This is a genomic window from Streptomyces sp. NRRL F-5123 (genome assembly GCF_000721495.1).
GTDB lineage: Bacteria > Actinomycetota > Actinomycetes > Streptomycetales > Streptomycetaceae > Actinacidiphila.
Genome location: NZ_JOHY01000006.1, coordinates 149791 through 173942 on the forward strand (window position 1 = coordinate 149791; position 24152 = coordinate 173942).

The following is a 24152-nucleotide window of genomic DNA, read 5'->3' on the forward strand; positions in this document are numbered from 1 at the left end:
TGGTGTCGCGCCGAGGGCCGTCCGCTCAGCGCGGTCACCGCGCCGGCCCTGCATCAGACAGAGGTCGTACTGGACAAATACCGCACCATCATACGTAACCATGCGCTGATCGCGCCCGGCTGACCGCCTCAGCTCTGGCGGGCCTTACCGCGTTCCTCCAGCCAGCCGGCGAGCTTGCCGCCGCGTCCCACGGCCCGCAGGCGGTCCTCCGCCGCATCCCGTACGGGGTCGGTGGTGACGACGAGCAGTTCGTCGCCGCGTCGGAGGGTGGTGGAGGGTGAAGGCACGAAGCTGGCCCCGTCGCGTACGACGAGTGTCACGGCAGCGCCGGTCGGCAACCGGAGCTCGTTGACCTCGACTCCGTGCATCCGCGAACCCTCGGGAATGGCGACGGAGAGTAGATGCCCGCGCAGCCGCTCCAGCGGCGCCGACTCGATGCCCAGGTCTGCCGGGCCGCTGCTCTCGCCGAGGCGCAGGCGCCGCGCCAGCCATGGAAGCGTCGGACCCTGGACGAGGGTGTAGAAGATCACCAATACGAAGACGATATTGAAGATCTTCCGGCTTTCGGACACTCCGGCGACCATGGGAATCGTGGCCAGGACGATCGGTACGGCGCCGCGCAGCCCTGCCCACGACATCAGCGCCTGCTCGCGCCAGGGGACCCGAAACGGCAGCAGGCTGATCACGACCTCGGCGGGGCGGGCGAGCAGGGTCAGGAACAAGCCGATGATCAGTGCGGGGATGATGTCGTCGCCCAGTTCGTGCGGGGTCACCAGTAGCCCGAGGAGTACGAACAAGCCGATCTGCGCGATCCAGCCGAGCCCCTCTGCGAATCCGCGCGTTGCGGGGCGGTGCGGCAGCTTCGAATTCCCGAGGATGAGCGAGGCGGTGTAGACCGCGAGGAAGCCCGAGCCGTGTGCCATGGCACCGGCGGCATATGCGGCGACCGCGATGGCCATGACGGCGATCGGGTACAGCCCCGAGGCCGGCAGCGCCACGTGCTTGAGTCCGTAGGCGCCGATCCAACCCACAGCGGCCCCGATCGCGCCGCCGATGGCCAGTTCCAGGAGGGTCTCGCCCAGCAGGTGGTACCAGGAATCTATGTGCCCGTTCGCGGAGAAGGCGATCACCATGATCACCACTGGTGCGTCGTTGAAACCCGACTCGGCTTCGAGCACGCCGGTTATGCGCTTGGGTAGTGGGACATTGCGCAGTACGGAGAAGACCGCCGCGGCATCCGTGGACGACACCACCGCACCGATGATCAGCGACTGGCGCCAGTCGAGATCCACTGCGTAGTGCGCCGCGGCCGCAGTGATGATCACACTCACCACGACGCCGACAGTCGATAGCACGGCGGCGATGGGCATGACCGGTTTGATCTCGTGCCACTTCGTGCCGAGCCCACCTTCGGCAAGAATCACCACAAGTGCCGCATAGCCGAGCACTTGGGTCAGTTCGACGTTGTCAAAGGTAAAACCGAAGGGGCCGTCCTGCCCTATGGCGACGCCGATGCCGAGGTAGATGAGCAGGGTAGGTAGGCCGCTGCGGGACGCCAGTCGGACGGCTACGACGGCGACGAGCAGTACGGCCGCGCCGACCAGCAGAATCTCGTTGAGGTGGTGGACAGTCAGGGCACCGGTCCTTTCAACTTTGTTGTCTAGGCTAATATTTTACCCTCTCTTGACGTTGTATGGTCCACGTCACGGCAGGTCCGACTCCGCGTCCCTGCCGCACAAGGCGTGCGCCTATGGTTGCCCTTGCACAAGGAGCACCTTGATCATCTGATCCGCACTGCCCTCGAAGGACAGCGATGCCCGCACGGAAGAAGTCCCGCCGCGTACGCTTCATCGTGATCGCGCTCGTGCTGCTGCTGATGGCAGGTGTCGGCTTCGCGTCGTACTGGAGCGTGAGCACGGTGCGGGCCTCGTTCCCGCAGACGACCGGCTCGCTCAAGCTCGCGGGGCTGTCCGCGCCTGTCGACGTCGAGCGCGACGCTTACGGCATCCCGCAGATTTACGCCGACACGCCTGAGGACCTCTTCCGGGCGCAGGGGTACGTGCAGGCGCAGGACCGCTTCTACGAGATGGACGTGCGTCGGCACCTCACGTCCGGGCGGCTGTCCGAGATGTTCGGCAAGGGGCAGGTCGAGACGGATGCGTTCCTGCGCACGCTCGACTGGCACGGCGTGGCGCAGAAGGAATACGACACCCAGCTCGACGCCGCCACGAAGGCATACCTGCGTGCCTACAGCGACGGTGTCAACGCCTACCTGAAGGATCACAGTGGTGCGGCTCTGTCCGTCGAGTACGCGGCGCTGAAGTTCAGCAATGGCTACAAGCCGCAGCCGTGGACCCCTGTCGACTCGGTGGCCTGGCTCAAGGCGATGGCGTGGGATCTTCGCGGCAACATGCAGGACGAGATCGACCGTGCGCTCATGACGAGCCGGCTCAGCCAGGCGCAGATCAAGCAGCTCTACCCCGCGTACCCGTACGACCGCAATCAGCCCATCGTCGACGCCGGGTCGGTCGATTCCAAGACGAAGGTGTACACCCCGGCCGGGGCGTCGTCCGGCCCGCAGTCGCTCAACAACACCGTTGACGGCCAGCTCGCCGGCATCTCGCAGATAATCGATCAGATGCCCGCACTGCTCGGTCCGAACGGCAGCGGCATCGGCTCCAACTCGTGGGTAGTGTCCGGGGCCTTCACGACGACAGGCAAGCCGATGCTGGCCAACGACCCGCACCTGGCGCCGCAGTTGCCGTCGCTCTGGTACCAGATGGGCCTGCACTGCCGCACGGCGAGCAGCGCCTGCCCGTACGACGTGGCGGGCTACACGTTCTCCGGCATGCCCGGCGTGATAATCGGGCACAATCAGGACATTGCATGGGGAATGACCAACCTGGGCGCGGACGTCACAGACCTCTACTTGGAGAAGGTGACCGCAACCACCTACCTGCGGGACGGCAAGCAGGTGCCGTTCACCATGCGCCATGAGGAGATCAAGGTCGCCGGCGGCAAGAGTCGCGAGATCACGGTGCGGGAGACGATGAACGGACCGCTGATCTCCGACCGTAGCGACGAGATCCGTGAGGTCGGGCAGACCGCGCCGGTCGACAACCCACCGGGCGGAGTGAACTCCGGGTACGCGGTCGCCCTCAACTGGACGGCACTCAAGCCCTCGAAAACGATGGACGCGGTCTTCGAACTCGACCGTGCGACCGACTTCGATCACTTCCGCACCGCGGCCAAGGACTTCGCGGTGCCGTCGCAGAACCTGATCTACGCGGACAGCAAGGGCAAGTACGGCCACATCGGTTACCAGGCGCCCGGCCAGGTGCCGATCCGCGCCGACGGCGACGACGGCACCTACCCGGTGCCCGGCTGGGACTCGCACTACGACTGGAACGGAACCATCCCCTTCCAGGCGATGCCGTACGAGTACGACCCGAAGCGCGGGTACATCGTGACGGCCAATCAAGCGGTTATCGATCAGAGCAAGTACCCGTACATGCTCACCCAGGACTGGGGGTACGGCACACGCAGCCAGCGCATCAACGACCTCATCGCCTCCAAGGTCAAGGACGGCGGAAAGATCTCCATGGACGACATGCAGTCCATGCAGGGCGACAACAGCAGTGAGATCGCCAAGCAACTGGTGCCGTACCTTCTCAAGGTCGATATAACGGGCGACAAGAACAGCTATGTGCGTAATGCGCAGAAACTGCTCGAAGGATGGGACTACAACCAGGACGCCGACTCCGCTGCGGCGGCGTACTTCAACGCGGTGTGGCGCAACGTCCTCAAGCTCGCGTTCGGCAACAAGCTGCCGAAGGAGCTGCGCCCCGAGGGACAGTGCCTGAGGGTTCCCCCCGTCGGTGAGACCGGGCCGGTCGACAATCTCGACGGCAAGGGCATCCCCACGGTCCAGGAGTGCGGCGAACGCGACCCTTCCGAGGCGCAGCCGGACGGCAGTGACCGCTGGTCCGAAGTGGTTCTCGACATCCTCCCCGACGCGACGAATCAGTGGTGGACCATGTCCACCACCGCCTTCTACGGCATCGACACCGACAAGGCGCACCACAGCACCCGCGACCAGCTCCTCGCGCAGGCCATGAAGGACGCCCGCTACGAACTCACCGCCAAGCTGGGCAAGGACATAGACACCTGGAGCTGGGGCCGGCTGCACAAGCTGGAGCTGAAGAACCAGACCCTCGGCACCGACGGTCCCGGCGTGATCAAGTGGCTGCTCAACCGCGGGCCCTGGCAGCTCAGCGGCGGCGAGGCGGCGGTGGACGCGACAGGGTGGAACGCAGCAGGCGGCTACGACGTCATCTGGGTGCCGTCGATGCGGATGATCGTCAACCTCCAGGATCTCGACAAGTCCCGGTGGATCAACCTGACGGGCGCCTCAGGACACGCCTACAACCAGCATTACACCGACCAGACCGACAAGTGGGCGGCCAACGAGCTCCTGCCGTGGTATTTCTCCGACGAAACGGTGAAGAAAGCGACCAAGGCAACGCTGGCGCTGACTCCCTGATCCGCGGCAATATGCCGCGCCGTCGACGCGCCCGGAGCCACGGCGTCCCCGCTCCGGGCAGGGACGTCAGGTGCGGAAGCGGCGGACACCCGCGGGAGTGAGCGCGGCGTCCACGGCTCCGTCGTGTGCTTCGGCCGGGACCGCGTCGATGACCTCATGGGGGTAGAGCACCACGACCAGGGCGGGCCGGGTGCCTGCCTGCTCGATGCGACTCAGCGCGCGGTCGTACGAACCGCCGCCGCGGCCGAGGCGGACCCCGCGCGAGTCCACTGCCAGTCCGGGCAACAGGACCGCCTGGACGGCGGTGACGGCTTGCGGGCCCAGTCGCGGGCCGGTCGGCTCGAAAAGGCCCCGCGCGGTGCGTTCCAGGGCCTCCTGGCCGCCGTACTCGGCCCAGTCCAGATCGTTGTCGGGCAGCAGGACGGGCAGCAGCACCCGTACCCCGGCACCCAGAAGGGTTTCGAGGAGGGGGCCGGTCCCGGGTTCGGAGCCTATGGAGGCGTAGGCAGCAACGGCTTTGCTGTGAACGCACTCAGGCAGCCCGCGTACCGTCGCTGCGAGGGCCCGGGCCGCGGCCTCGCGCTCATGTGCTGACATACCGCGTCGTGCGCGCAGAAGCTGTGCGCGAAGCTGCGCCTTTTCGGCCCTGACCGCATCAATGTTCTCCACAACCGCTGTATATCAGCCGCTATGAACCGTTTCTTCATCTTCGGCACATTCACGAACGCTATGGTGCACCGCATGACTCACTCACGCGCCCGGATCGGCAAAGCCATCATTCCTGCGGCGGGCCTCGGCACACGCTTCCTGCCGGCGACCAAGGCGACGCCCAAGGAGATGCTCCCTGTGGTGGACAAACCGGCCATCCAATACGTGGTCGAGGAAGCCGTCGCGGCGGATCTGTCCGATGTGCTGATGATCACCGGTCGCAACAAGCGTCCTCTTGAGGACCACTTCGACCGGAACTACGAACTGGAGGAGGCGCTCACCCGCAAGGGTGACGACGGGCGGCTCGCCCGGGTTCGCGAATCCAGTGATCTTGCGACCATGCACTACGTGCGGCAGGGTGATCCGAAGGGACTCGGGCATGCCGTACTGTGCGCGGAACCGCACGTGGGAAACGAGCCGTTCGCCGTCCTTCTCGGCGACGACCTGATCGATCCGCGCGACCCGTTGCTCTCCCGCATGATCGACGTACAGGGACGGTTCGGCGGAAGCGTGATCGCGCTCATGGAAGTGGCGCCCGAGCAGATCCACCTCTACGGTGCCGCGGCCATAAAGCCCACGGACGAGGTCGATGTCGTGCGCGTCACCGATCTCGTGGAGAAGCCCGACGCCGGCCAGGCGCCGTCGAATTTCGCGGTCATCGGCCGCTACGTCCTGGACCCCGCTGTCTTCGACGCCATCAGGAAGACCGAACCCGGCCGCAACGGTGAGATCCAGCTGACCGACGCGCTGCGCGAGCTCTCCCACCGGGACGCCGACGGCGGGCCCGTGCACGGCGTCGTGTTCACCGGCCGCCGCTACGACACCGGCGACCGCGGCGATTATCTGCGGGCGATTGTCCGACTGGCATGCGAACGTGATGACCTGGGACCTGAGTTCCGGAACTGGCTGCGTACGTACGTCACCGAGGAGATGCAAGAGTGAGTCACGGCGCCGAGCGCGTATGGTCCGTCACCGAGCACCTGGACAGCATCCTGGGGCAGTTGGCTCCGCTGGAGGCCATCGAGCTGCAACTGCTCGATGCCCAGGGGTGCGTCCTGGTCGAGGACGTCACCGTGCCCGTGGCGCTGCCGCCCTTCGACAACAGCTCCATGGACGGCTATGCGGTGCGTGTGGCCGACACCCGGGCTGTGTCGCCCGAACACCCCGCCGTCCTCGAGGTCGTCGGGGACATTGCCGCCGGAAGCGGCGAGCCGCCCACGGTCGGCCCCGGCCAGGCGGCCCGCATCATGACCGGCGCACCGCTGCCGCCGGGCGCCGAAGCAGTCGTCCCGGTCGAGTGGACGGACGGCGGCACCGGGGGCGGGCCTGCCACCACCATGACCGCGCACAGCCTCGACCCGGCGCCGGCGGGCGGCGAGGTGCGGGTGCACCGGGGACCGTCCCTCGGCCAGTACATCCGCACCCGTGGCAGCGACGTCGCCGCGGGGGAACTGGCGCTGGCCGCGGGCACCGTCCTCGGGCCGCCGCAGATCGCCCTGCTGGCCGCCGTCGGCCGTGCCAGCGTCACCGTCCGGCCTCGGCCGCGCGTCGTCGTGGTGTCCACCGGCAGTGAACTGGTTCAGCCGGGAGACACGCTCGGCCCCGGCCGTATCCACGACTCCAACAGTTTCGCCCTCACTGCAGCAGCCCGGGCCGCGGGCGCCATCGCCTATCGCGTCGGTGCGGTCGTCGACGAGGTCGAGACGCTGCGGGCCACCATCGAGGACCAGCTCGTCCGCGCCGACATCATCGTCACCACCGGCGGGGTGAGCGTCGGCGCATACGACGTCGTGAAAGAGGCGCTGTCCTCGCTCGGCGGCGCAATGTACGGCGCCGACGGCCAGGTCGGTGGAGACAACGGGCACGTCGAGTTCCGCAAGCTCGCCATGCAGCCGGGCAAGCCGCAGGGCTTCGGCCGGATCGGACCTGCGCGTATCCCGCTGTTGGCCCTTCCCGGCAATCCGGTCAGTGCTTACGTGTCCTTCGAGCTGTTCGTCCGCCCCGCCATCCGCACCCTGATGGGCGTCGGTCCGGTGCATCGCGACGTCGTACGGGCAGCGTGCGTAGCGGCTATCGATAGTTCACCAGAGGGGCGGCGGCAGTTCCTGAGGGGGCGTTACGACCCTGCCTCCCGCAGCGTGACCCCGGTCGGAGGAGCTGGTTCCCACCTGGTTGCGGCGCTCGCGAACGCCGACGCGTTGATCGTCGTCCCCGAGGAAGTCACGTCGCTGGAGGCCGGTGCCGACGTCGACGTCATCGTGCTGGACTAGCGAGCGGGTCGGCGCACCCAGGGCCCCCGGGCGTGGGGGGACGGCTGCCGGTACGGTGTCTGCCCTGGAAACCGCATCGGGAGAACGATGAGCAGCGCTCGGCACCATCTCACCCACCTCGACGAGGCAGGATCGGCCCGTATGGTCGACGTCTCGGCCAAGGACGTGACGTCCCGCACCGCCCGCGCCACCGGCCGCGTCCTGGTCGGCCCCGAGGTCGTGCGGCTGCTGCGCGGCGCCGGAGTGCCGAAGGGCGACGCCATTGCCACGGCGCGCATCGCGGGCATCATGGGCGCCAAGCGGACGCCCGACCTGATCCCACTGTGCCACCCCCTGGCGGTGTCGGGCGTCACCGTGGACCTGGTGGTCGCCGACGACGCGGTGGAGATCACCGCGGCGGTGAAGACCACCGACCGGACAGGGGTGGAGATGGAAGCACTGACCGCAGTCAGCGTGGCGGCACTCACCGTCGTGGACATGGTGAAGGCCGTGGACAAGTCCGCGGTCATCACCGACGTACGGGTCGAAGAGAAGACCGGCGGCAAGTCCGGCGACTGGCACCGGTCATGAGCGGCGACGCGGCCCCGATGCGCGCGCTCACCATCACCGCGTCAAACCGGGCGGCTTCCGGCGTGTACGAGGACCGCAGCGGGCCGCTGGCCACCGCGGCACTGCGGGAGGCCGGATTCGCCGTCGACGGCCCGCAGGTCGTCCCGGACGGTGAACCGGTCGCGCAGGCGCTGCGGTCGGCCGTCGACGCCGGTTACGACGTGGTGGTCACCACGGGCGGAACCGGCATCTCGCCGTCGGACCGCACGCCGGAGGCGACCCGGCAGGTGCTCGATTACGAGATTCCGGGCATTGCCGAGGCGATTCGTGCCGCGGGCCGGGAGAAAGTGCCCACGGCGGTGCTCTCGCGCGGTGTCGCCGGTGTCGCGGGGCGCACACTGGTGGTGAACCTCCCCGGATCGACAGGCGGCGTCAAGGACGGGTTCACCGTGCTCGCCCCGCTTCTGGCGCACGCAGTTGATCAGATCCGGGGCGGCGATCATCCGACTTCCGCACCATCGGAAACCTCAGCCCCTGGGAGACCGAGCTGAACGGGGTCTGGCCGACAGAACTGGCGGACGGTGACATCACCCTCCGCCCGATCAGGATGCGCGACCAGCGCGCATGGCGTGAGGTCAACCGGCGCAACCGGGACTGGCTGCGGCCGTGGGAGGCCACTGTGCCGCCGGCGCCGCCCGGCCACGTCGCACAACGGCCCACCTATCGACAGATGGTGCGTCATCTGCGCGGCGAGGCCGGCGCCGGGCGCATGCTGCCGTTCGTCATCGATTATCAAGGGCGTCTCGCCGGACAACTCACCGTCGCGGGCATCACCTGGGGCTCCATGTGCTCGGCGCACATCGGTTACTGGGTGGACGAAGCCGTCGCCGGTCGGGGCGTGATGCCGACTTCGGTCGCGCTGGCGGTGGACCACTGCTTCCGCCGGGTCGGACTGCACCGCGTGGAGGTGTGCATTCGTCCCGAGAACGGGCCCAGCCGCCGCGTCGCGGAAAAGCTCGGCTTCCGCGAGGAAGGGCTGCGCCCGCGCTATCTGCACATCGACGGCGGCTGGCGTGACCACCTCGTCTACGCGCTGACCGCGGAGGAGGTACCCGAAGGGCTGCTCAACCGCTGGCACCGGGCGAGGCCTGGGGCATCCCAAAAATAATACAAGTGTTCGAATGTGAAGCTCGACGCAAAAAATTCTCGGCTTATCAGCCAGATCGTGCGACACACCGGGCCAAATTCCGTATGGCGTGTCTCGATTCCCCCTACCGTGTAACGCGTGAGCAGTAGCGGCCTCATCTACGCAGTCATCGTCGGGGCCTGGGCTGCCTACCTGGTGCCGATGTGGCTCCGTAGGCAGGACGAGCTCAACGAAGCGCGCCCGACGGAACGCTTCAGCACCGCCATCCGGCTGCTGTCCGGGCGAGCGGCGATGGAGCGGCGCGTCGCCAAGGCGCGAGGCGAGCGTGTCGAGCCCGGTGCCGACGACGTCGAGGGCGACCTCGACCCCGCGGACGTCGTCGACGTCCGCGGCCTTGCCGTACCCGCGACCGAGGTGCGCCCCGTCGCCGGGCCTGCCCGGCCGGCCGGAACCGCCACCGCGCGACCTGACGCCCGGGCCAAGGTCCTGGCGCGCCGCCGCCGTACGACCACGCTGCTCTTCATCGCCTTCACCGCCGGGGCCGTCGCCGCGGCGGTTGGCGGCATCACGCTGCTCTGGGCGCCGGCCGTCCCAGCCGTTCTGCTCACCGTGTACATCGGCCAGATGCGTCGCCAGGAGCGCCGTCGCTACGAGGTGCGGCTCGACCAGCGCCAAGCCGCCGAGGCCGCGCGCAGGCTGCGTGCCCGGCCCGACCGCGCCCGCCCGGAGCGGCCGCGCGCGGAACTGCCGGCCGCGCCCGTCAAGGACGCTGCGCCGTCGTCGCCCGCACCCGTCCCCGCACCCTCGCCGCGTACCGCCGACCGCCGCGCCCTCGTCGAGCAGACCGACCACGCCGAGTGGGTCGACCAGCAGCGCGCCCAGCAGGCGGCCGACGACGGCTGGGAGCCCGTACCCGTGCCGCTGCCGACCTACGTCACCGCCCCGGTCGCCCCGCGCACCACCGGGGGTGTCGACCTCGGCGCGCCCGACACCTGGAGCTCGGCCCGTTCCGGTACGACGCCGCCGTCGACGTCCGGCGACCCCGCCGCGCCCCCGGCTGCCGCCCCCGGCCGCCCGCGCCCGCGTACCGCCCGCACCCCGCTCTTCGACCAGTACGCCGACCCGGACCGCCCGCGCGCGGCGAACGAGTAGGCCTTCCCGCCAGCCCGTATTGCGTTAACGAGCACCCTCGCGGAGATGCTAGAGTTTTCCTCGTTGCAAGGGCCTGTGGCGCAGTCCGGTAGCGCACCTCGTTCGCATCGAGGGGGTCAGGGGTTCGAATCCCCTCAGGTCCACAACACCACTGTTCCTGAGTTCTCTCAGGAATGGTTGGTAAGGTCCCGCTGATCATGACGATCGGGCGGGACCTTTGTCGTTTTCGGGTGGGGCGGTCGGGCCGTACCGGAGCGCGCGCAGCGCTGGTCGTGGAGGGCTCGTTGTCGGAGTCGCCTGCCATCCTTTGCGGCATGGACACCGACCGCTTCTGGCAGCTCGTCGAACTGGCCCGCCGTCAGGTCGCCGCCCCTGCAGACGCCGATGGGGCAGCCGCGGAGGCCACTGCGCTCCTTGCCGCGCGGAGCCCGCAGGAGATCCTCAGGGCCCAGCAGATCCTGTGGGACCTGATGGCCGACTCCTACCGGGCGCCGCTGTGGGCCGCCGCCTATCTGATCAACGGCGGCTGCTCGGATGACGGCTTCGACTACTTCCGCGGCTGGCTCGTGGCGCAGGGGCGCGATGCCTTCGAGCGGGCCGTCGCCGACCCTGACACGCCGGTCGACCACCCCACGGTCCGCGCTGCCGCCGAAGGCGGCAACGAGCTGGAGGCCGAGGACTTTCTCGCCTTCCCCTGCAACGCCTATCGGCAGGCAACCGGTCGCGAGTTGCCCCGGGATTCGTTCACCATCAACTACCCCGACCTCGATCCTGCCTGGAACTTCAGCTTCGACGACCACGTGAAGGTCGCCCCGCGGCTGCCTCGCCTCGACGCGCTGTACACCGCCTGAGGGGCGCTCACGGGCGTCCCTCGGCAGCCGTCCACTCGTGTGAGTGACCGCGTCCTGTGCGCCCGATCGGATGCCCGGTCCTTGCGTTCGCCGCCGGCCGTCGCTGACGTACGGTCAACCGCCCGCGGAACCGGGACGGTGTGCAGTGACTCGAACGTGTGACGTGCGTTACGCGGCGGCGCGGAAATTTTCCGGCTCCCGTAAGAGCTTGAGTTTTCAAGATCTTACGAGGGAGTCGATATGTCGGCAGACGCACGACCGGTTGCCGCTGCGGTGTCCGCTCAGTTGCCGCTCGCGGCGGTCCGTACGAAGGTGCGCGTTCCGTTGCGGTTCCCCGACGGGTGGGAGACGACGGCGGACGTCTTCACCTTCACCGGTCTGGCGGACGGCAAAGAGCACCTGGCGCTGGGGATCGGCGACTACGCGCACGTGCCCGTGCCGCTGGTGCGCCCGCACTCGGAATGCCTCACGGGCGACGTCTTCGGCTCGCGGCGCTGCGACTGCGGCCCGCAGCTGCGCGAGGCGGTGGAGCGGATCGGCGAGCACGGCGGCTACCTGCTCTACCTGCGGCAGGAAGGCCGCGGCATCGGTCTGTACGCCAAGCTCGACGCCTATGCGCTGCAGGACGGCGGGCTCGACACGTACGAGGCGAACCTCGCGCTGGGGCGGGGCGAGGACGAGCGGGACTACACCGCCGCGGCGCAGATCCTGACCGCGCTCGGGGTCAGCCGCATCCGCCTGCTGAGCAACAACCCCGACAAGGCGCGGCAGCTGGCGGCGCTCGGCACGCAGGTGGTCGAGCAGGTGCCGACCGGCGTGCACATGTCCGACGCCAACGTCCGCTACCTCCGGGCCAAGGTCGAGCACACCGGCCACACACTGGCGCTTCCGGCCTGAGCCTTCCCGTGCGGTGCCCACCCGCGCCGTGCCGTACGGCTGCGCAATATGCGCGCACGGTCCTGCGGCTGTGCGATATGTGCCGGAAAGGCGTCCGTCGTGGTGGCGCCAGGTTCCCGTTCTGCGAGTGATACGACCCACGATCGAAACGGTGGCGTTTCGATCGTGGGTCGTCTACGCTCTAGGTGTACGACATCGTTTCGATGAGGTTCGACGAGGGATGGCCGAAGGTGTCCACGCCCTACGGGACGAGGCCGTACGCTATGGCCGCCCAACCACTGCATTCGGAGGAGAGGACATGACGGCTCAGGCGTCTGCCGGGCGTCGTACGCGCCTGACCCCCGAACGCGAGCGGGAGCTGTTCGAGGCGGTCGTCGAGCTGTTGCGCGAGGTCGGATACGAGGCGCTCACCATGGACGCCGTCGCCACCCGCACGCGGTCGAGCAAGGCCACCCTCTACCGCCAGTGGAAGGGCAAGCCGGAACTGGTCGCCACCGCGCTGAGGATCATCAAGCCGGTGTCACCCTCGGACATCGACACCGGATCGATGGCTGGTGACCTGCACGAACTCGTGCGGTGCCACGACGTGGACGACTCCAAGCGCGACCAGGAACTCATGCGTGGCCTGGCGCACGCGGCGTTCCGCAATGAGGACCTCTTCACGGCCCTGCGTGAGCAACTCATCGAGCCGGAGCTGGACAGCTTCCGCGCCCTGGTCCAGCGCGCCGTCGACCGCGGCGAGCTGTCGGCCGACAACCCGGCGCGCGACTTCATCCCGCACATGCTGTTCGGCAGTGCGCTGGCCCGTCCCATCCTCGAGGGAATCGACGCCGATCCCGAGTTCAGCCACAGATACATCGACGCCGTGGTCATCCCCGCCCTCGGATTGTCACAAGACTCCTGACCCCATAGCCGTACCGAGTGAACCGACCTCGTAGGAGCAGGTCACCGTTTCGGTGACGCATGCCCTGGCGGCGCCGATCACCCGCCCGGGTTGCTTGCTCGTCCTTCCGTTCCTCCGCCCACCTGACACGCCGCTCTCGTCGTCGGGCTGGTTCCACACGCCCAATATCCGCCCCTCCTGACGGGAGCCCTCCTTCTCCATGGCCACCTACCTGTACAAACTGGGCCGGTTCGCCTTCCGGCGACGGCGATACGTCGTGCTCGTCTGGGTCGCGCTGCTGGCGCTGGCCGGGGTCGGGGCCGCGACGGCGCCGTCCGCGCCGTCCGACAACTTCACCGTTCCGGGCACGGAGGCGCAGAAGGCCTTCGACCTGCTGCACGAACGATTTCCCGGCACCAATGCCGACGGCGCGAGCGCTCGCATGGTGTTCCAGGCGCCGGGCGGGCAGAAGGTCACCGCCGGGCCGGCCAAGGAGGCCGTGGAGAAGGCGGTCACCGAGCTCCGGCACATGCCGCAGCAGGCGACCGTCGGTGACCCGTACGCCGCCGACGCCGTGAGCAAGGACGGGACGACGGCTTATGCGACCGTCACCTTCCAAGCCAAGTCGATGGAGATCACCGACGCGACGCACACCGCGATCGACGCTGTCGCGCAGCACGGCCGCGACGCCGGGCTGACGGTGGAGACCGGCGGCACCGCGGTGCAGGCTTCGCCGTCGACCGGCAACAGCGAGGCGATAGGCATCGGCATCGCCGCGGTCGTCCTTCTGCTCACTTTCGGGTCGCTGGTCGCGGCGGGGCTGCCGCTGCTCACCGCGATCATGGGTGTCGGCGTCGGTATCGCATCGATTACCGCACTCGCGAGCACGCTCGGACTTTCGAGCACGTCGTCGACGCTGGCATCGATGATCGGTCTTGCCGTCGGTATCGATTACGCACTGTTCATCGTCTCGCGTCATCGCCACGAGCTGATGGAGGGCCGCGACGGCGAGGAAGCGGCGGGGCGCGCGGTCGGCACGGCCGGATCCGCGGTGGTCTTCGCCGGGCTCACGGTGCTGATCGCACTCGCGGGGCTGTCGGTCGTCAACATCCCGATGCTCACCAAGATGGGTCTGGCGGCAGCCGCCACCGTCGCGCTGGCCGTGCTGATCGCGCTCACGCTCATTCCTGCCCTGCTGGGCTTCGCCGGACCCAAGGTGCTCACGCGCAAGGTCCGCAAGGGCCGGGCGGCACCGTCCGGCAAGCCCAACATGGGCACCAGGTGGGCGCGGCTGGTCGTGCGGCGGCGCGTGCCCTTCCTGCTCGCCGGGGTGGTGGCGCTCGGGCTGGCGGCCGTGCCGATGACCAGCATGCAGTTGGGCCTGCCGGACGACGGTTCGCAGCCGGTGAGCACCACCCAGCGGCGGGCCTACGACATGCTCTCCGACGGTTTCGGGCCCGGCTTCAACGGTCCCCTCATGGTCGTCGTCGACGGCGCGCACACCGGCGACCCCAAGGCGGCAGCCCAGGACATCAAGCGGACGATTTCCGGCTTCGCGGACGTCAAGACGGTGACCGAGCCGTCGTTCAACCCCAAGGGTGACGCCGCGACGCTGACCGTGGTGCCCGTCTCCAAGCCGAGCAGTGCCCGGACCGAGGATCTGGTGCACGTCATCCGCAGCCATTCGGGTGAGTTCGAGAAGACCACCGGCGCCGAGGTGCTGGTGACCGGCACCACCGCCATGAACATCGACGTCTCACAGCGCCTGAACGACGCGCTGCTGCCTTATCTGGCACTGGTGGTGGGGCTCGCCTTCCTGCTCCTGATGGTCGTCTTCCGGTCGGTGCTCGTGCCGCTGAAGGCCGCACTGGGCTTCCTGCTGTCGGTGCTCGCGGCGCTCGGCGCCGTCGTGGCGGTCTTCCAGTGGGGCTGGCTGGCCGGCCTGCTGGGGGTGGAGCAGACCGGTCCGATCATGAGCATGATGCCGATCTTCATGGTCGGTGTGGTGTTCGGTCTCGCCATGGACTACGAGGTCTTCCTGGTCACCCGGATGCGCGAGGCCTACGTGCACGGCGAGACACCGGGGCAGGCGGTCGTCACCGGCTTCACGCACGGCGCGCGGGTGGTCTCCGCGGCCGCAGTCATCATGATCAGTGTCTTCGCCGGATTCATCGGATCGTCCGAATCGATGATCAAGATGATGGGCTTCGGGCTCGCGATCGCCGTGGCGTTCGATGCGTTCATCGTTCGTATGACCATCGTGCCCGCGGTGCTCGCCCTGCTCGGGCGCGCCGCGTGGTGGCTGCCTCGCAGGCTGGACCGCGTGCTGCCGAACGTCGACGTGGAGGGCGAGCAGCTGCGCAAGGCGCTCGTGGAGCCGCCGCAGGCCGCCGACGGCCAGGAGGAGCGGGAGCCCGCCGTCATCTGAACGGCGCCCGTCGCCCGGCTGTCGTACTTCGCGTCAACCGGCCGGCTCGTCCCTGCCCGCCGCGAGGGTGATGTGCGGGGCGCCGGGTTGATGCCCTGGTGCCCCGCGCGCCGGTGGTGAGCGGGCGTCAGCCCAGGACCGGCTGCCGGGTGCCGTTCTCGAAGCCCAGCAGCCAGCGCTTGCGGTCGATGCCGCCGCCGTAGCCCGTCATGCTGCCGTTCGCACCGACCACGCGGTGGCAGGGCACGATGATGCTCACCGGGTTCCGGCCGTTGGCCAGTCCGACCGCGCGGGAGGCGGTGGGCTGCCCCAGGGCGGCGGCGAGTTCGCCGTAGGAGACGGTCTCGCCGTACGGGATGTCGCGCAGCGCCGCCCATACCCGCTGCTGGAACGCAGTGCCCGACACCGACAGGTCGATGTCGAAGTCGCGGACGTCGCCCGCGAAGTAGCCCGCCAGCTGTTCCGCCGTGCGCGCAAGCACCGGGTGGTCGGTGACTGCCACGCGCGGTCCGAACGTCTCCGGTGCCGGAAGGTGCCGCTGCTCGGTCATGTAGACACCCGCGAGGCCGCCCCTGCGGACGACGAGCGTCAGCGGGCCGACGGGACTGTCGGTGATCGTATGGACGGATGTGTCCGTGTCCGTGGGGGCAGTAGTGGTGGTCATCGTGCGGCGCCTTCCGGGAGAGGGTGGTCGGTGGGCAGGACGTTGATCGGATGATCGCCCGTCGCCCACAGGTACTGCGTCGCATAGGCCCGCCACGGCTGCCAGGCGGCGGCATGGCGTGTCAGGGCGGCGGGGGCCGTCGGCAGGCCGAGGTCGCGCGCGGCGTAGCGGATGCCGAGGTCGGTCGGCAGGAAGGCGTCGGGGTCGCCGAGGGCCCGCATGGCGATGGTCTCGACGGTCCAGGGCCCGAAGCCCGGCAGGGCCGCCAGCTGCGCGCGTGCGCGTTGCCAGTCGCTCCCGACGTCGAGGTCCAGCCCGCCGCCCTCCAGGGCCCGCAGCAGCGCCGCCAGGGTGTTCCTGCGGCTCTGCGGCATCGCGAGTTCGGCGGGGTCGTGGTCGGCCAGCGCGGTGGGGGAGGGGAAGAGGTGGGTGAGGCCGCCCGCGGGGTCGTCCACGGTGTCTCCGTAGGCCGCGACCAGCCGCCCGGCGTGGGTCCGCGCCGCGGCGGTGGAGATCTGCTGCCCCAGTACCGCGCGGACGGCGAACTCGGGCCCGTCCGCGACCCGGGGCACCCGCCGTCCGGGCGCCTTGGCGACCAGCGGTGCGAGCACCGGGTCGGCCGAGAGGAGTGTGTCGACCGCCTGCGGGTCGGCGTCCAGGTCGAGCAGTCGGCGGCAGCGGCTGATGGCCTGCGCGAGGTCGCGCCAGTCGGTGAGCCACAACCGGCAGCCGATGTGGTCGGGCAGTGGCCGCAGCTCGGCGACGGCCGTGCCGTGCGGCAGCCGCAGGGTGCGGCGGAAAGCGCCCGCCCGCCATTCCTCGACGCCGGGCACCGCGGTCGCCGCCAGGTGCCCGAAGAGGTTGTCAGGAGTGAGGGGCTTGCGGAAGGGCAGCCGCAGCGACAGGGAGCCGGGACTGGCGGCGGGACGGCCTTTGGCGACCCGGGCGCGCAGCTCACCCGGTGCAAGGGCGAAGACCTCGCGAACGGTGTCGTTGAACGTGCGGATGCTGGCAAAACCTGCGGCGAAGGCGATCTCGCCCATCGGCATGGCCGTGGTCTCGATGAGTAGCCGCGCGGTCTGGGCGCGCTGGGCGCGCGCCAGGGCGAGCGGGCCGGCGCCCAGTTCCGCGAGCAGCTGGCGCTCGACCTGGCGGGCGCTGTAGCCGAGCCGTGCCGCCAGCCCGGGCACGCCCTCTCGGTCCACCACGCCGTCGGCGATCAGACGCATGGCGCGGGCCACCAGGTCGGCGCGCTCGTTCCACTGCGGCGAGCCCGGGCTGGCGTCGGGCCGGCATCTCTTGCAGGCCCGGAACCCCGCCTGCTGCGCGGCCGCCGCGCTCGGGTAGAAGGTCATGTTCGCGGCCTTCGGGGGCGTGGCCGGGCAGCTGGGCCGGCAATAGATGCGGGTGGTCAGCACCGCCGTGAAGAACCACCCGTCGAAACGGGCGTCCTTCGACTGGACGGCGTGGACGCAGGCGTCGAAGTCCGTATGCACCCTTCAAGCATCGCTCCTCGTCACGATGCCGGTCTGGCGGGAAAACGACATCGACGTGGCGGTCGGCGCGGGACATGGCGCCGAACGGCGCCGACGGGGTGCGACACGGTCAGTCGGAGACGCTGCTCTCCGGTACGTACCGCAGGTCGTCGTATTCCGGGTGCCGGTCGAGCCATCCGGCGATGAACGGGCAGATGGCCAGGACGCGCAGCCCCTGCGCGCGGGCACCGTCCATTGCCGTGCGGGCGAGCGCTGAGCCGACCCCCCGGCCCTCGTAGGCGTCGCCGACCTCGGTGTGGATGAAGGCGATCACCTCAGGTGTGCGCATGTACGCGGCCGTGCCGGCCAGGTCGTCGCCGATCCTGGCCTCGTACCGGTCGGCCTGCGGTGAGTCGGTGACCGTGACGGGCGTCGCGCCGCCCGTTGCTGCGGATTCCGTCACGACCTGTAGCCTTCCACGGTCGAGGAGGGGCGGACCCGTGCGCCGCCGGGGTCCTCGCCGGCCTCGGACAGGGCGCGACGCTGGCGTAGCAGATCCCAGCACTGGTCGAGTTCGTGTTCCAGCGCGGTGAGTCGGTCGCGCTCGTCCGCGCCGTCGGAGTCGGATCCGGCGAGCAGTTCGCGCAGGGCCTTCTCGTCGGCCACCATCCTGCTGATCCGGCCGAGGATCGCCTGCTCCGCGCCGGCGTCGTGGGGCTCTTGCACGGGTGACACCTCCCAAACGGGGTCGCTGTACTCCACTCTTGCAGGTCGCCGCGCCCGGCGCTCGGGGCGGACCGGCCCCCGGCGGCGCTACGCGGGCCGCTCGCGCGGCGCCGCGCGGTCCCCGGTCTCCTGGTGCGGGTCGCTGCCGGCGGCGCCCGTGGCGGCCTCCTGGCGGCGCAGCCACGCCTCGATCTCGGTGCGCACCCGGCGTTCCATGGCCAGCGACATCTCGGCGTCGACGATGTCCTTGGCGAGCGGGCGCAGCCGCTGCATCGTGTCGGAGACGCGCTGGACGTGCTCGGGCGGCAGGTCGTCCAGCGGACCCAGGACGTGCGTCTTGACGACCTGGGTGAAGAGCTCGGCGATGGCGTCGACGTGGCCGCGCACCTCGCGGCCGGCGGCGAGCACCGCGGCCAGGGGGACGCCCTCGCGTACGAGCGCGGCCGACACGTCGAGCAGGCGGCGGCTGGTGTGCAAAGCGTTCTCGCCCTCGACGGCGATGTACCCGATCTCCAGTGCGGTGGTCAGGTTCTCCGGACTGACGTCGTCGCCGAAGTGGTCCGCCAGCTCCTGCGGGGTCAGGACGACCGGGGTCTCGTCCGACCAGGGCGCGGCGAGTGTCTCGTCGAGGCCGAGGAGTTCGGCGACGCCGCCCAGGGTGCGTCCCTTCTCCCACGCGGTGATCAGCTCGGCGATGCCGCCGAGGGTGTGGCCGCGTTCGAGCAGTGCGGCAATGGTGCGCAGCCGGGCGAGATGGCTCTCCGAATACCAGGCGATACGTCCGTCGCGTCGCGGCGGTGGCAGGAGCCGTCGCTCGCGGTAGAAGCGCAGGGTCCGTACCGGTATGCCGGCGGCTTCCGCCAACTCCTCCACGCGGTACTCGCGTGCGCCCGGGTGTTCGGCGGCGGCATGTGCGCCGGCAGCACCCGGGTCCGCCGTGCCTGTCTGGTCCACGCGGTCGTTCACCCGGCCAGCCTATGTGCTGGGTAAGGGGCTTCGTCCCGGATGCGGCGGTCCTTACCGCGAGTCTGCGGAAGAGTTTTCGGTCCGCCCCCTACCGGAGGTAACACCTGTGTTCTACAGTCCTGACAATGCCAGTGATTGATGGCATGGTGTGTCGGGGCCGGTCGGAGCCCCGGGCGCGGACGAGCGGCCGGTAGGAAGGGGCGGTGCCATGGACGACGACAACCGCGAGCACGTGCGGGTGGCGGTGATCGGATCCGGGTTCGGCGGGCTGGGAGCCGCTGTACGGCTGCGACGCGAGGGGATCACCGACTTCGTGATCCTGGAACGCGCCGACGCAGTCGGCGGCACGTGGCGCGACAACAGTTACCCGGGCTGCGCGTGCGACGTGCCCTCGCACCTCTACTCGTTCTCCTTCGCACCCAACCCGGACTGGCCGCGCGCCTTTTCCGGGCAGCAGCACATCAGGGACTACCTGGAGCGTGTCACCGACACCTTCGGCCTGCGGCCGCACCTGCGGTTCGGCGCGGAGGTGCAGCGGGCGCGCTGGGACGTCGCGCGGCGCCGCTGGGAGCTGACCACGGCAGCCGGCGAGCTGACGGCGGACGTCGTCGTCTCGGCGACCGGCCCGCTGTCCGACCCGAAGATCCCCGACATCCCCGGCATCGAAGGATTCCCGGGAAGGGTCTTTCACTCGGCCCGCTGGGACCACGGCTTCGACCTCCGGGGCAAGCGCGTCGCCATGGTCGGCACGGGCGCGTCGGCGATCCAGATCGTGCCGTCCATCCAGCCGGAGGTCGGCAGGCTGACCGTCGTCCAGCGCACTCCGCCCTGGGTACTGCCACGGGTCGACCGGCCCGTCAGCGCGGCCGAACGGTGGCTGCACGGGAAGGTGCCGAGCACGGCGAAGGCGCGGCGCGGAGTCCTGTGGCTGATCAGGGAATTCCAGGTGGGGGCATTCGTCAGGCACCCGCGGTTGTTGAAGGCGGCGGAACGCATGGCCCGCGGCCATCTGCGCCGCTCCGTCAAGGACCCGGCGCTGCGCGCGCGGCTCACCCCGGACTACACGATCGGCTGCAAGCGGATCCTGCTGTCCAACACCTATTACCCGGCACTCGCCCAGCCGAACACCGAAGTGGTGACCGCGGCTCTGACCGAGGTGCGCGGTTCGTCCGTGGTCACCGCCGACGGGACCGAGCGCGAGGTCGACGCGATCGTCTTCGGCACCGGTTTCCACGTCACCGAGATGCCTATAGGCGACCGCGTCGTCGGCGCCGACGGGCGCACGCTCAGTGAGCACTGGAAGGGCGGGATGGCGGCGCTGCGCGGCTGCACGGTCGACGGCTTCCCCAACCTGCTGTTCGTCATCGGCCCCAACACCGGCCTGGGGAACAGCTCGATGATCCTGATGATCGAATCATCGCTCAACTACGTCATCGATTATCTGCGCACACTGTCGCGTACCGGCGCCGCAGCCCTGGACGCCCGGCCCGCCGCGGTCACGGCGTGGAATGCCGAGGTGCAGCGCCGTGCCGAGCGCACGGTATGGAACACCGGCGGCTGCAAGAGCTGGTACCTGGACGCCAACGGGCGCAACACGACGGCGTGGCCGGGGACCACGGCGGAGTTCCGGCGGGCGACCAGGCAACTCGTGCTCTCGGAATACGATCTGATCGCGCCCGTCGAGGGTGACATCTCGCCGGTGGGCGACGATCGTACGGTCGGGGCGGAGGCCGCGTCATGACGCTCCCCTACGAGGCGGTGGCCCCGAGGCGGGCGTTCGAGGTGGCGTCCGCGGACGGAACCCGCATCCATGTCGAGGAGTTCGGCCGCACCGACGGGGCGACCGTGGTCCTCTCGCACGGCTGGACCTGCTCGATACTCTTCTGGGCCCCGGTCGTACGGCTGCTGGCACCGGACTTCCGGGTCGTCGCCTACGACCAGCGCGGTCATGGACGCAGCGCGCCGCCGGCCACCCGCAAGGGGTACGGCACCGGCGCGCTGGCCGACGATCTGCAAGGCGTACTGGAAGCGGCCGTACCGGACGGGGAACGGGCCGTGCTCGCAGGCCACTCCATGGGCGGTATGACGATCATGGCGGCCTCCGGCCGGGAGCAGGTCACCCGGCGTACCGCGGCGGTGCTGCTGGCCAGTACCGGCAGCGCGCGGCTGCTCGGCTCGACCGAGGTGCTGCCGCAGCGGCTGTCGGCGCGGTGGCTGCGCCGCGCCCTGCACCGCCAGCTGCTGGTCTCCCCGCTGCCGCTGGGCCCCGTCACCCCCCTGACGCGCGCAGCCTTCGCCTACGGCGTCCTGGGCGCCTCGCCGACCCGCGAGCAGGCGGTGTTCACCGCACAGATCGTGCACGCCTGCAAGCCGCGCCGGAGGGCCGCGTGGGGCCGAGTGCTCTCCGTCCTCGACCTGGACGCCGAACTCGCGGGGCTGACCGCGCCCACGGCCGTCCTGGCCGGCACGCACGACAAGCTCACGCCTCGCGTGCACGCGCGCGGCATGGCGCGGGCGCTGCCGCACTGCGTGGGGCTGACCGAACTGCCCGGTCTAGGGCACATGACGCCGATCGAGGACCCGGCCGCCGTCGCGGGGGTCATACGGTCACTGGCCGCCGACCACGCGGGGCCGTCGGTGGCCGGCGGGGCGGATTCCCGGAAGAGCGACGCTGTCGCGGAGGAGAAGAGCGCATGAGCCGACAAGGGGTGCAGGGCAAGGTGGTGGTGGTGACCGGCGCCGCCCGCGGGGTGGGCGAGCTGCTGGCGCGCAAGCTCGCGGCGCGCGGGGCCAGGCTGGCGCTCGTCGGTCTCGAGCCCGACGAACTCGAGCGGGTCGCGGCCTCGTTGGAGGGCGACGCCGAGTGCTGGACGGCGGACGTCACCGACCGGCAGACGATGGCGCGTGTCGCCGGCGAGGTGCTCGCGCGCTTCGGACGGATCGACGTCGTGGTGGCCAACGCAGGGGTGGCGACCGGGGGCCCGTTCCTCGACGCCGATCCGGACGCGTTCGACCGCGTGATCCACGTCAACCTGCTGGGCAGCATCGCCACCGCGCGGGCTTTCCTGCCTGCGCTCGTCGCGTCCCGCGGCTACCTGCTGCAGATCGCGTCGCTCGCCGCGATGACGCCGGCGCCGATGATGGCGGCATATTGCGCCAGCAAGTCGGGAGTGGAGGCCTTTGCCCACAGCCTGCGCGCCGAAGTCGGTCACCAGGGCGTGGCGGTGGGAGTCGGGTATCTCTCCTGGACCGACACCGACATGGTGCGCGGAGCCGACGAGGACGACGTCCTGCGGGAATTGCGGGCGCGGCTGCCGTGGCCGACGAACCGTACCTACCCGCTGGAACCGGCCGTGGAACGTATCGCCGCGGGTATCGAGCGGCGTTCGTCCCACGTCTACGCCCAGTGGTGGCTGCGCGGCATGCAGTCGGTGCGCGGGTACCTGCCGGCGTTCATCGGGGGACCGCTCGGGCGGCGGGAGATGCGGCGCGCCGCCCCTGCCCTTGCCCGCGGCGCCACCGTGCGGCGGGGTCTGGTCGGGAAGGGCGGGGCCGCGGACGAGTCGGCCCGCGCGGCCGAGCATCACGTTCCGTGACCGTAAAACCCCTCTGACCTGGGTCGATTGGCAGATGATCGCCCCGGGATGCGTGGCTTGTCCGCCCGTGTAAGCCTGATCGAGGCCACTTCCCCACACACTCCAGGAGGAGTTCACCATGGGCGGTACGGACGACATCAGGAACAAGGCGAGCGAGTACGGCGAGAAGGCCAAGGGGGCCCGCCGCCAGGGCTCCGACCGGGCCCAGGAGGGCGCGCAGCGCGCCGGCCAGGAAGCCTCGGAGCGCACCGGTGGCCGCTTCGACGAGCAGGCCCAGCGGGGCGAGGAGCAGGCTCGCCGTCGCATGGGCCAGGACTCGAACGACGAGCCCCAGGACGACTGGAGCTGACGTCGCGCCGTGAGACGATCGCGCTGATGCCGTGATCCGGGGAAAGGGGTGTCCTGACGGGCGCCCCTTTTTCCGTTGCCCTACCGGCCTGCCTGCCGCGTACCGCGTTGCGTTCCGCACCCGGTGGCTGCGCGATCCCGGGGAAGGGGCAGCGGGCGGGGGCGCCGGTCAGGCGGACGGTGCGGCGGCGCGCAGGCGTTCGCGGCTGACGCGGTCGGCCCAACGCGTCGTCTCCGGAAGGCGGAACCGCGGTGTCAGCCGCAGCGTATGAGCGCAGGCGTTGTCCAGCCCGATGCCATGGCCCACGGAGACGAACACCGGTTTGACGCCCGGCCGGGTGCGCAGCGCGCGGCCGACCACCTCACCCTCCTCCGACGTCAACGGCGCGCCCGCACCGCGCTCGTGACCGACCTCGCCATGGCTGAAGACGAACGGCGTCTTGGCCACGCCGAAGCAGGCCAGTCCCGTCAGCACCCCCAGATGCACCGCGAGCCCGGCACGGCGCGGATGCGCGACACCGTAGCCGTCGCACACCAGCAGCTGCGGCGTGTGCGTCAGCTTCTCCAACGCCGCCAGCACCGAGGGCAGTTCGCGGAAAGCCAGCAATCCCGGCACGTACGGGAAGGTGACGCTTCCCTCCACCACGGCGATCTCGACCGGCTCCAGGCTCGCCGCGTCCAGCACCACGGCGGCCGCCACCAGGGCGTCGCTGTCGGTGGCATAGGACACGTCCACGCCGGCGACCAGGCGTACGTCCTCCGGCGCCGGTCCGGCGGACGCGAGATCGGCCAGGGCGCGCAGGCGCCCCTGCTCGGCGAGTGCCTCTTCCTCCGTCCGCGGCCAGGACGCGGGTCTTGCGTTGTTGTGGGTGTCCATGACGCCAGGCTGCCACGGTCCGGGCACGCGGCGCTCCTGACGGATGTCAGGGCGCGGCTGCGCTCGCCCGGC

The 24152-nt window shown here is 70.0% G+C and carries 23 protein-coding genes and 1 tRNA gene; 16 read left to right on the top strand and 8 right to left on the bottom strand.

What is annotated here, in order from left to right:
• Nucleotides 1-128: 128 nt before the first annotated feature.
• Complete coding sequence (locus IH54_RS0108015; RefSeq protein WP_031514285.1) at nt 129-1634, bottom strand: potassium/proton antiporter; 1506 nt, start codon at nt 1632-1634, stop codon at nt 129-131.
• Between the two features lie 179 nt (nt 1635-1813).
• On the opposite strand from IH54_RS0108015, the gene IH54_RS0108020 reads away from it, so the two are divergent.
• Nucleotides 1814-4543, top strand: coding sequence for a penicillin acylase family protein (locus IH54_RS0108020; RefSeq protein ID WP_031514287.1), 2730 nt, complete (start codon nt 1814-1816; stop codon nt 4541-4543).
• A gap of 66 nt (nt 4544-4609) precedes the next feature.
• Here the strand turns inward: IH54_RS0108020 and IH54_RS0108025 are convergent, their stop codons facing one another.
• Entirely contained in the window at nt 4610-5203 is a 594-nt protein-coding gene (locus IH54_RS0108025) for a 5-formyltetrahydrofolate cyclo-ligase (RefSeq protein ID WP_031514288.1), read from the bottom strand.
• Between the two features lie 81 nt (nt 5204-5284).
• On the opposite strand from IH54_RS0108025, the gene galU reads away from it, so the two are divergent.
• The 11 genes from galU to IH54_RS0108080 all read left to right on the top strand — a co-directional run bounded on the left by galU (nt 5285) and on the right by IH54_RS0108080 (nt 15428).
• Nucleotides 5285-6193 carry a UTP--glucose-1-phosphate uridylyltransferase GalU gene (gene galU / locus IH54_RS0108030; RefSeq protein ID WP_031514290.1) on the top strand — a complete coding sequence of 303 codons (909 nt, stop codon included), beginning with the start codon at nt 5285-5287 and terminating at the stop codon, nt 6191-6193.
• Nucleotides 6190-7521 (top strand): gephyrin-like molybdotransferase Glp, encoded by a 1332-nt coding sequence (gene glp / locus IH54_RS0108035; protein WP_031514293.1) that lies wholly within the window; start codon nt 6190-6192, stop codon nt 7519-7521. Before galU ends, glp begins: the two co-directional genes overlap by 4 nt.
• An 87-nt stretch (nt 7522-7608) precedes the next feature.
• Nucleotides 7609-8091 carry a cyclic pyranopterin monophosphate synthase MoaC gene (gene moaC, locus IH54_RS0108040; protein ID WP_031514295.1) on the top strand — a complete coding sequence of 161 codons (483 nt, stop codon included), beginning with the start codon at nt 7609-7611 and terminating at the stop codon, nt 8089-8091.
• On the top strand, nt 8088-8621 hold the full coding sequence (locus IH54_RS0108045; RefSeq protein WP_031514296.1) for a MogA/MoaB family molybdenum cofactor biosynthesis protein: 534 nt from the start codon (nt 8088-8090) through the stop codon (nt 8619-8621). Before moaC ends, IH54_RS0108045 begins: the two co-directional genes overlap by 4 nt.
• Complete coding sequence (locus tag IH54_RS0108050; protein WP_031514297.1) at nt 8618-9238, top strand: GNAT family N-acetyltransferase; 621 nt, start codon at nt 8618-8620, stop codon at nt 9236-9238. The genes IH54_RS0108045 and IH54_RS0108050 overlap by 4 nt, the downstream gene beginning before the upstream one ends.
• A gap of 117 nt (nt 9239-9355) precedes the next feature.
• Entirely contained in the window at nt 9356-10369 is a 1014-nt protein-coding gene (locus IH54_RS0108055) for a hypothetical protein (protein ID WP_031514298.1), read from the top strand.
• A 69-nt stretch (nt 10370-10438) separates the two neighbouring features.
• Nucleotides 10439-10512, top strand: a tRNA-Ala gene (locus IH54_RS0108060).
• Between the two features lie 171 nt (nt 10513-10683).
• Nucleotides 10684-11220 (top strand): DUF4240 domain-containing protein, encoded by a 537-nt coding sequence (locus IH54_RS0108065; protein ID WP_031514299.1) that lies wholly within the window; start codon nt 10684-10686, stop codon nt 11218-11220.
• Nucleotides 11221-11460: 240 nt separating this feature from the next.
• Nucleotides 11461-12117 (top strand): GTP cyclohydrolase II, encoded by a 657-nt coding sequence (locus IH54_RS0108070; RefSeq protein ID WP_052397195.1) that lies wholly within the window; start codon nt 11461-11463, stop codon nt 12115-12117.
• A gap of 298 nt (nt 12118-12415) precedes the next feature.
• A complete protein-coding gene (locus IH54_RS0108075; protein WP_031514301.1) occupies nt 12416-13021 on the top strand; it encodes a TetR/AcrR family transcriptional regulator in 606 nt (201 codons plus the stop codon).
• A gap of 199 nt (nt 13022-13220) precedes the next feature.
• The gene (locus IH54_RS0108080) at nt 13221-15428 is read left to right on the top strand and encodes an MMPL family transporter (RefSeq protein WP_031514306.1); all 2208 of its coding nucleotides are present in this window, start codon (nt 13221-13223) and stop codon (nt 15426-15428) included.
• Between the two features lie 127 nt (nt 15429-15555).
• On the opposite strand, the gene IH54_RS0108085 is transcribed toward IH54_RS0108080, so the two are convergent.
• The 5 genes from IH54_RS0108085 to IH54_RS0108105 form a co-directional block, all read right to left on the bottom strand.
• Complete coding sequence (locus tag IH54_RS0108085; RefSeq protein WP_043180149.1) at nt 15556-16092, bottom strand: methylated-DNA--[protein]-cysteine S-methyltransferase; 537 nt, start codon at nt 16090-16092, stop codon at nt 15556-15558.
• Nucleotides 16089-17588, bottom strand: coding sequence for an AlkA N-terminal domain-containing protein (locus IH54_RS0108090; protein ID WP_031514308.1), 1500 nt, complete (start codon nt 17586-17588; stop codon nt 16089-16091). Before IH54_RS0108090 ends, IH54_RS0108085 begins: the two co-directional genes overlap by 4 nt.
• A gap of 109 nt (nt 17589-17697) precedes the next feature.
• The gene (locus IH54_RS0108095) at nt 17698-18030 is read right to left on the bottom strand and encodes a GNAT family N-acetyltransferase (RefSeq protein WP_031514309.1); all 333 of its coding nucleotides are present in this window, start codon (nt 18028-18030) and stop codon (nt 17698-17700) included.
• Entirely contained in the window at nt 18027-18293 is a 267-nt protein-coding gene (locus IH54_RS0108100; RefSeq protein WP_031514313.1) for a DUF2630 family protein, read from the bottom strand. Before IH54_RS0108100 ends, IH54_RS0108095 begins: the two co-directional genes overlap by 4 nt.
• Before the next feature lie 87 nt (nt 18294-18380).
• Entirely contained in the window at nt 18381-19259 is an 879-nt protein-coding gene (locus IH54_RS0108105) for a MerR family transcriptional regulator (protein ID WP_063762256.1), read from the bottom strand.
• Between the two features lie 208 nt (nt 19260-19467).
• On the opposite strand from IH54_RS0108105, the gene IH54_RS0108110 reads away from it, so the two are divergent.
• From IH54_RS0108110 to IH54_RS0108125, 4 genes are all read left to right on the top strand, one after another.
• Complete coding sequence (locus tag IH54_RS0108110) at nt 19468-21000, top strand: flavin-containing monooxygenase (RefSeq protein ID WP_043180152.1); 1533 nt, start codon at nt 19468-19470, stop codon at nt 20998-21000.
• Nucleotides 20997-21956, top strand: coding sequence for an alpha/beta fold hydrolase (locus tag IH54_RS0108115; protein ID WP_063762258.1), 960 nt, complete (start codon nt 20997-20999; stop codon nt 21954-21956). The genes IH54_RS0108110 and IH54_RS0108115 overlap by 4 nt, the downstream gene beginning before the upstream one ends.
• The gene (locus IH54_RS0108120; protein WP_031514318.1) at nt 21953-22855 is read left to right on the top strand and encodes an SDR family oxidoreductase; all 903 of its coding nucleotides are present in this window, start codon (nt 21953-21955) and stop codon (nt 22853-22855) included. The genes IH54_RS0108115 and IH54_RS0108120 overlap by 4 nt, the downstream gene beginning before the upstream one ends.
• 118 nt (nt 22856-22973) lie before the next feature.
• A complete protein-coding gene (locus tag IH54_RS0108125; RefSeq protein ID WP_031514320.1) occupies nt 22974-23204 on the top strand; it encodes an antitoxin in 231 nt (76 codons plus the stop codon).
• A gap of 168 nt (nt 23205-23372) precedes the next feature.
• On the opposite strand, the gene IH54_RS0108130 is transcribed toward IH54_RS0108125, so the two are convergent.
• The gene (locus tag IH54_RS0108130; protein WP_031514322.1) at nt 23373-24080 is read right to left on the bottom strand and encodes an endonuclease V; all 708 of its coding nucleotides are present in this window, start codon (nt 24078-24080) and stop codon (nt 23373-23375) included.
• Nucleotides 24081-24152 lie beyond the last annotated feature (72 nt).

Bases quoted from the DNA above. Each gene is read 5' to 3' on its own strand.
- IH54_RS0108110 (WP_043180152.1), top strand. From the start codon at position 19,468: ATGGACGACGACAACCGCGAGCACGTGCGGGTGGCGGTGATCGGATCC.
- IH54_RS0108120 (WP_031514318.1), top strand. From the start codon at position 21,953: ATGAGCCGACAAGGGGTGCAGGGCAAGGTGGTGGTGGTGACCGGCGCC.
- moaC (WP_031514295.1), top strand. From the start codon at position 7,609: ATGAGCAGCGCTCGGCACCATCTCACCCACCTCGACGAGGCAGGATCG.
- IH54_RS0108070 (WP_052397195.1), top strand. From the start codon at position 11,461: ATGTCGGCAGACGCACGACCGGTTGCCGCTGCGGTGTCCGCTCAGTTG.
- IH54_RS0108130 (WP_031514322.1), bottom strand. From the start codon at position 24,080: ATGGACACCCACAACAACGCAAGACCCGCGTCCTGGCCGCGGACGGAG.
- IH54_RS0108020 (WP_031514287.1), top strand. From the start codon at position 1,814: ATGCCCGCACGGAAGAAGTCCCGCCGCGTACGCTTCATCGTGATCGCG.
- IH54_RS0108065 (WP_031514299.1), top strand. From the start codon at position 10,684: ATGGACACCGACCGCTTCTGGCAGCTCGTCGAACTGGCCCGCCGTCAG.
- IH54_RS0108125 (WP_031514320.1), top strand. From the start codon at position 22,974: ATGGGCGGTACGGACGACATCAGGAACAAGGCGAGCGAGTACGGCGAG.
- IH54_RS0108085 (WP_043180149.1), bottom strand. From the start codon at position 16,092: ATGACCACCACTACTGCCCCCACGGACACGGACACATCCGTCCATACG.
- galU (WP_031514290.1), top strand. From the start codon at position 5,285: ATGACTCACTCACGCGCCCGGATCGGCAAAGCCATCATTCCTGCGGCG.
- IH54_RS0108115 (WP_063762258.1), top strand. From the start codon at position 20,997: ATGACGCTCCCCTACGAGGCGGTGGCCCCGAGGCGGGCGTTCGAGGTG.
- IH54_RS0108080 (WP_031514306.1), top strand. From the start codon at position 13,221: ATGGCCACCTACCTGTACAAACTGGGCCGGTTCGCCTTCCGGCGACGG.
- IH54_RS0108075 (WP_031514301.1), top strand. From the start codon at position 12,416: ATGACGGCTCAGGCGTCTGCCGGGCGTCGTACGCGCCTGACCCCCGAA.
- IH54_RS0108045 (WP_031514296.1), top strand. From the start codon at position 8,088: ATGAGCGGCGACGCGGCCCCGATGCGCGCGCTCACCATCACCGCGTCA.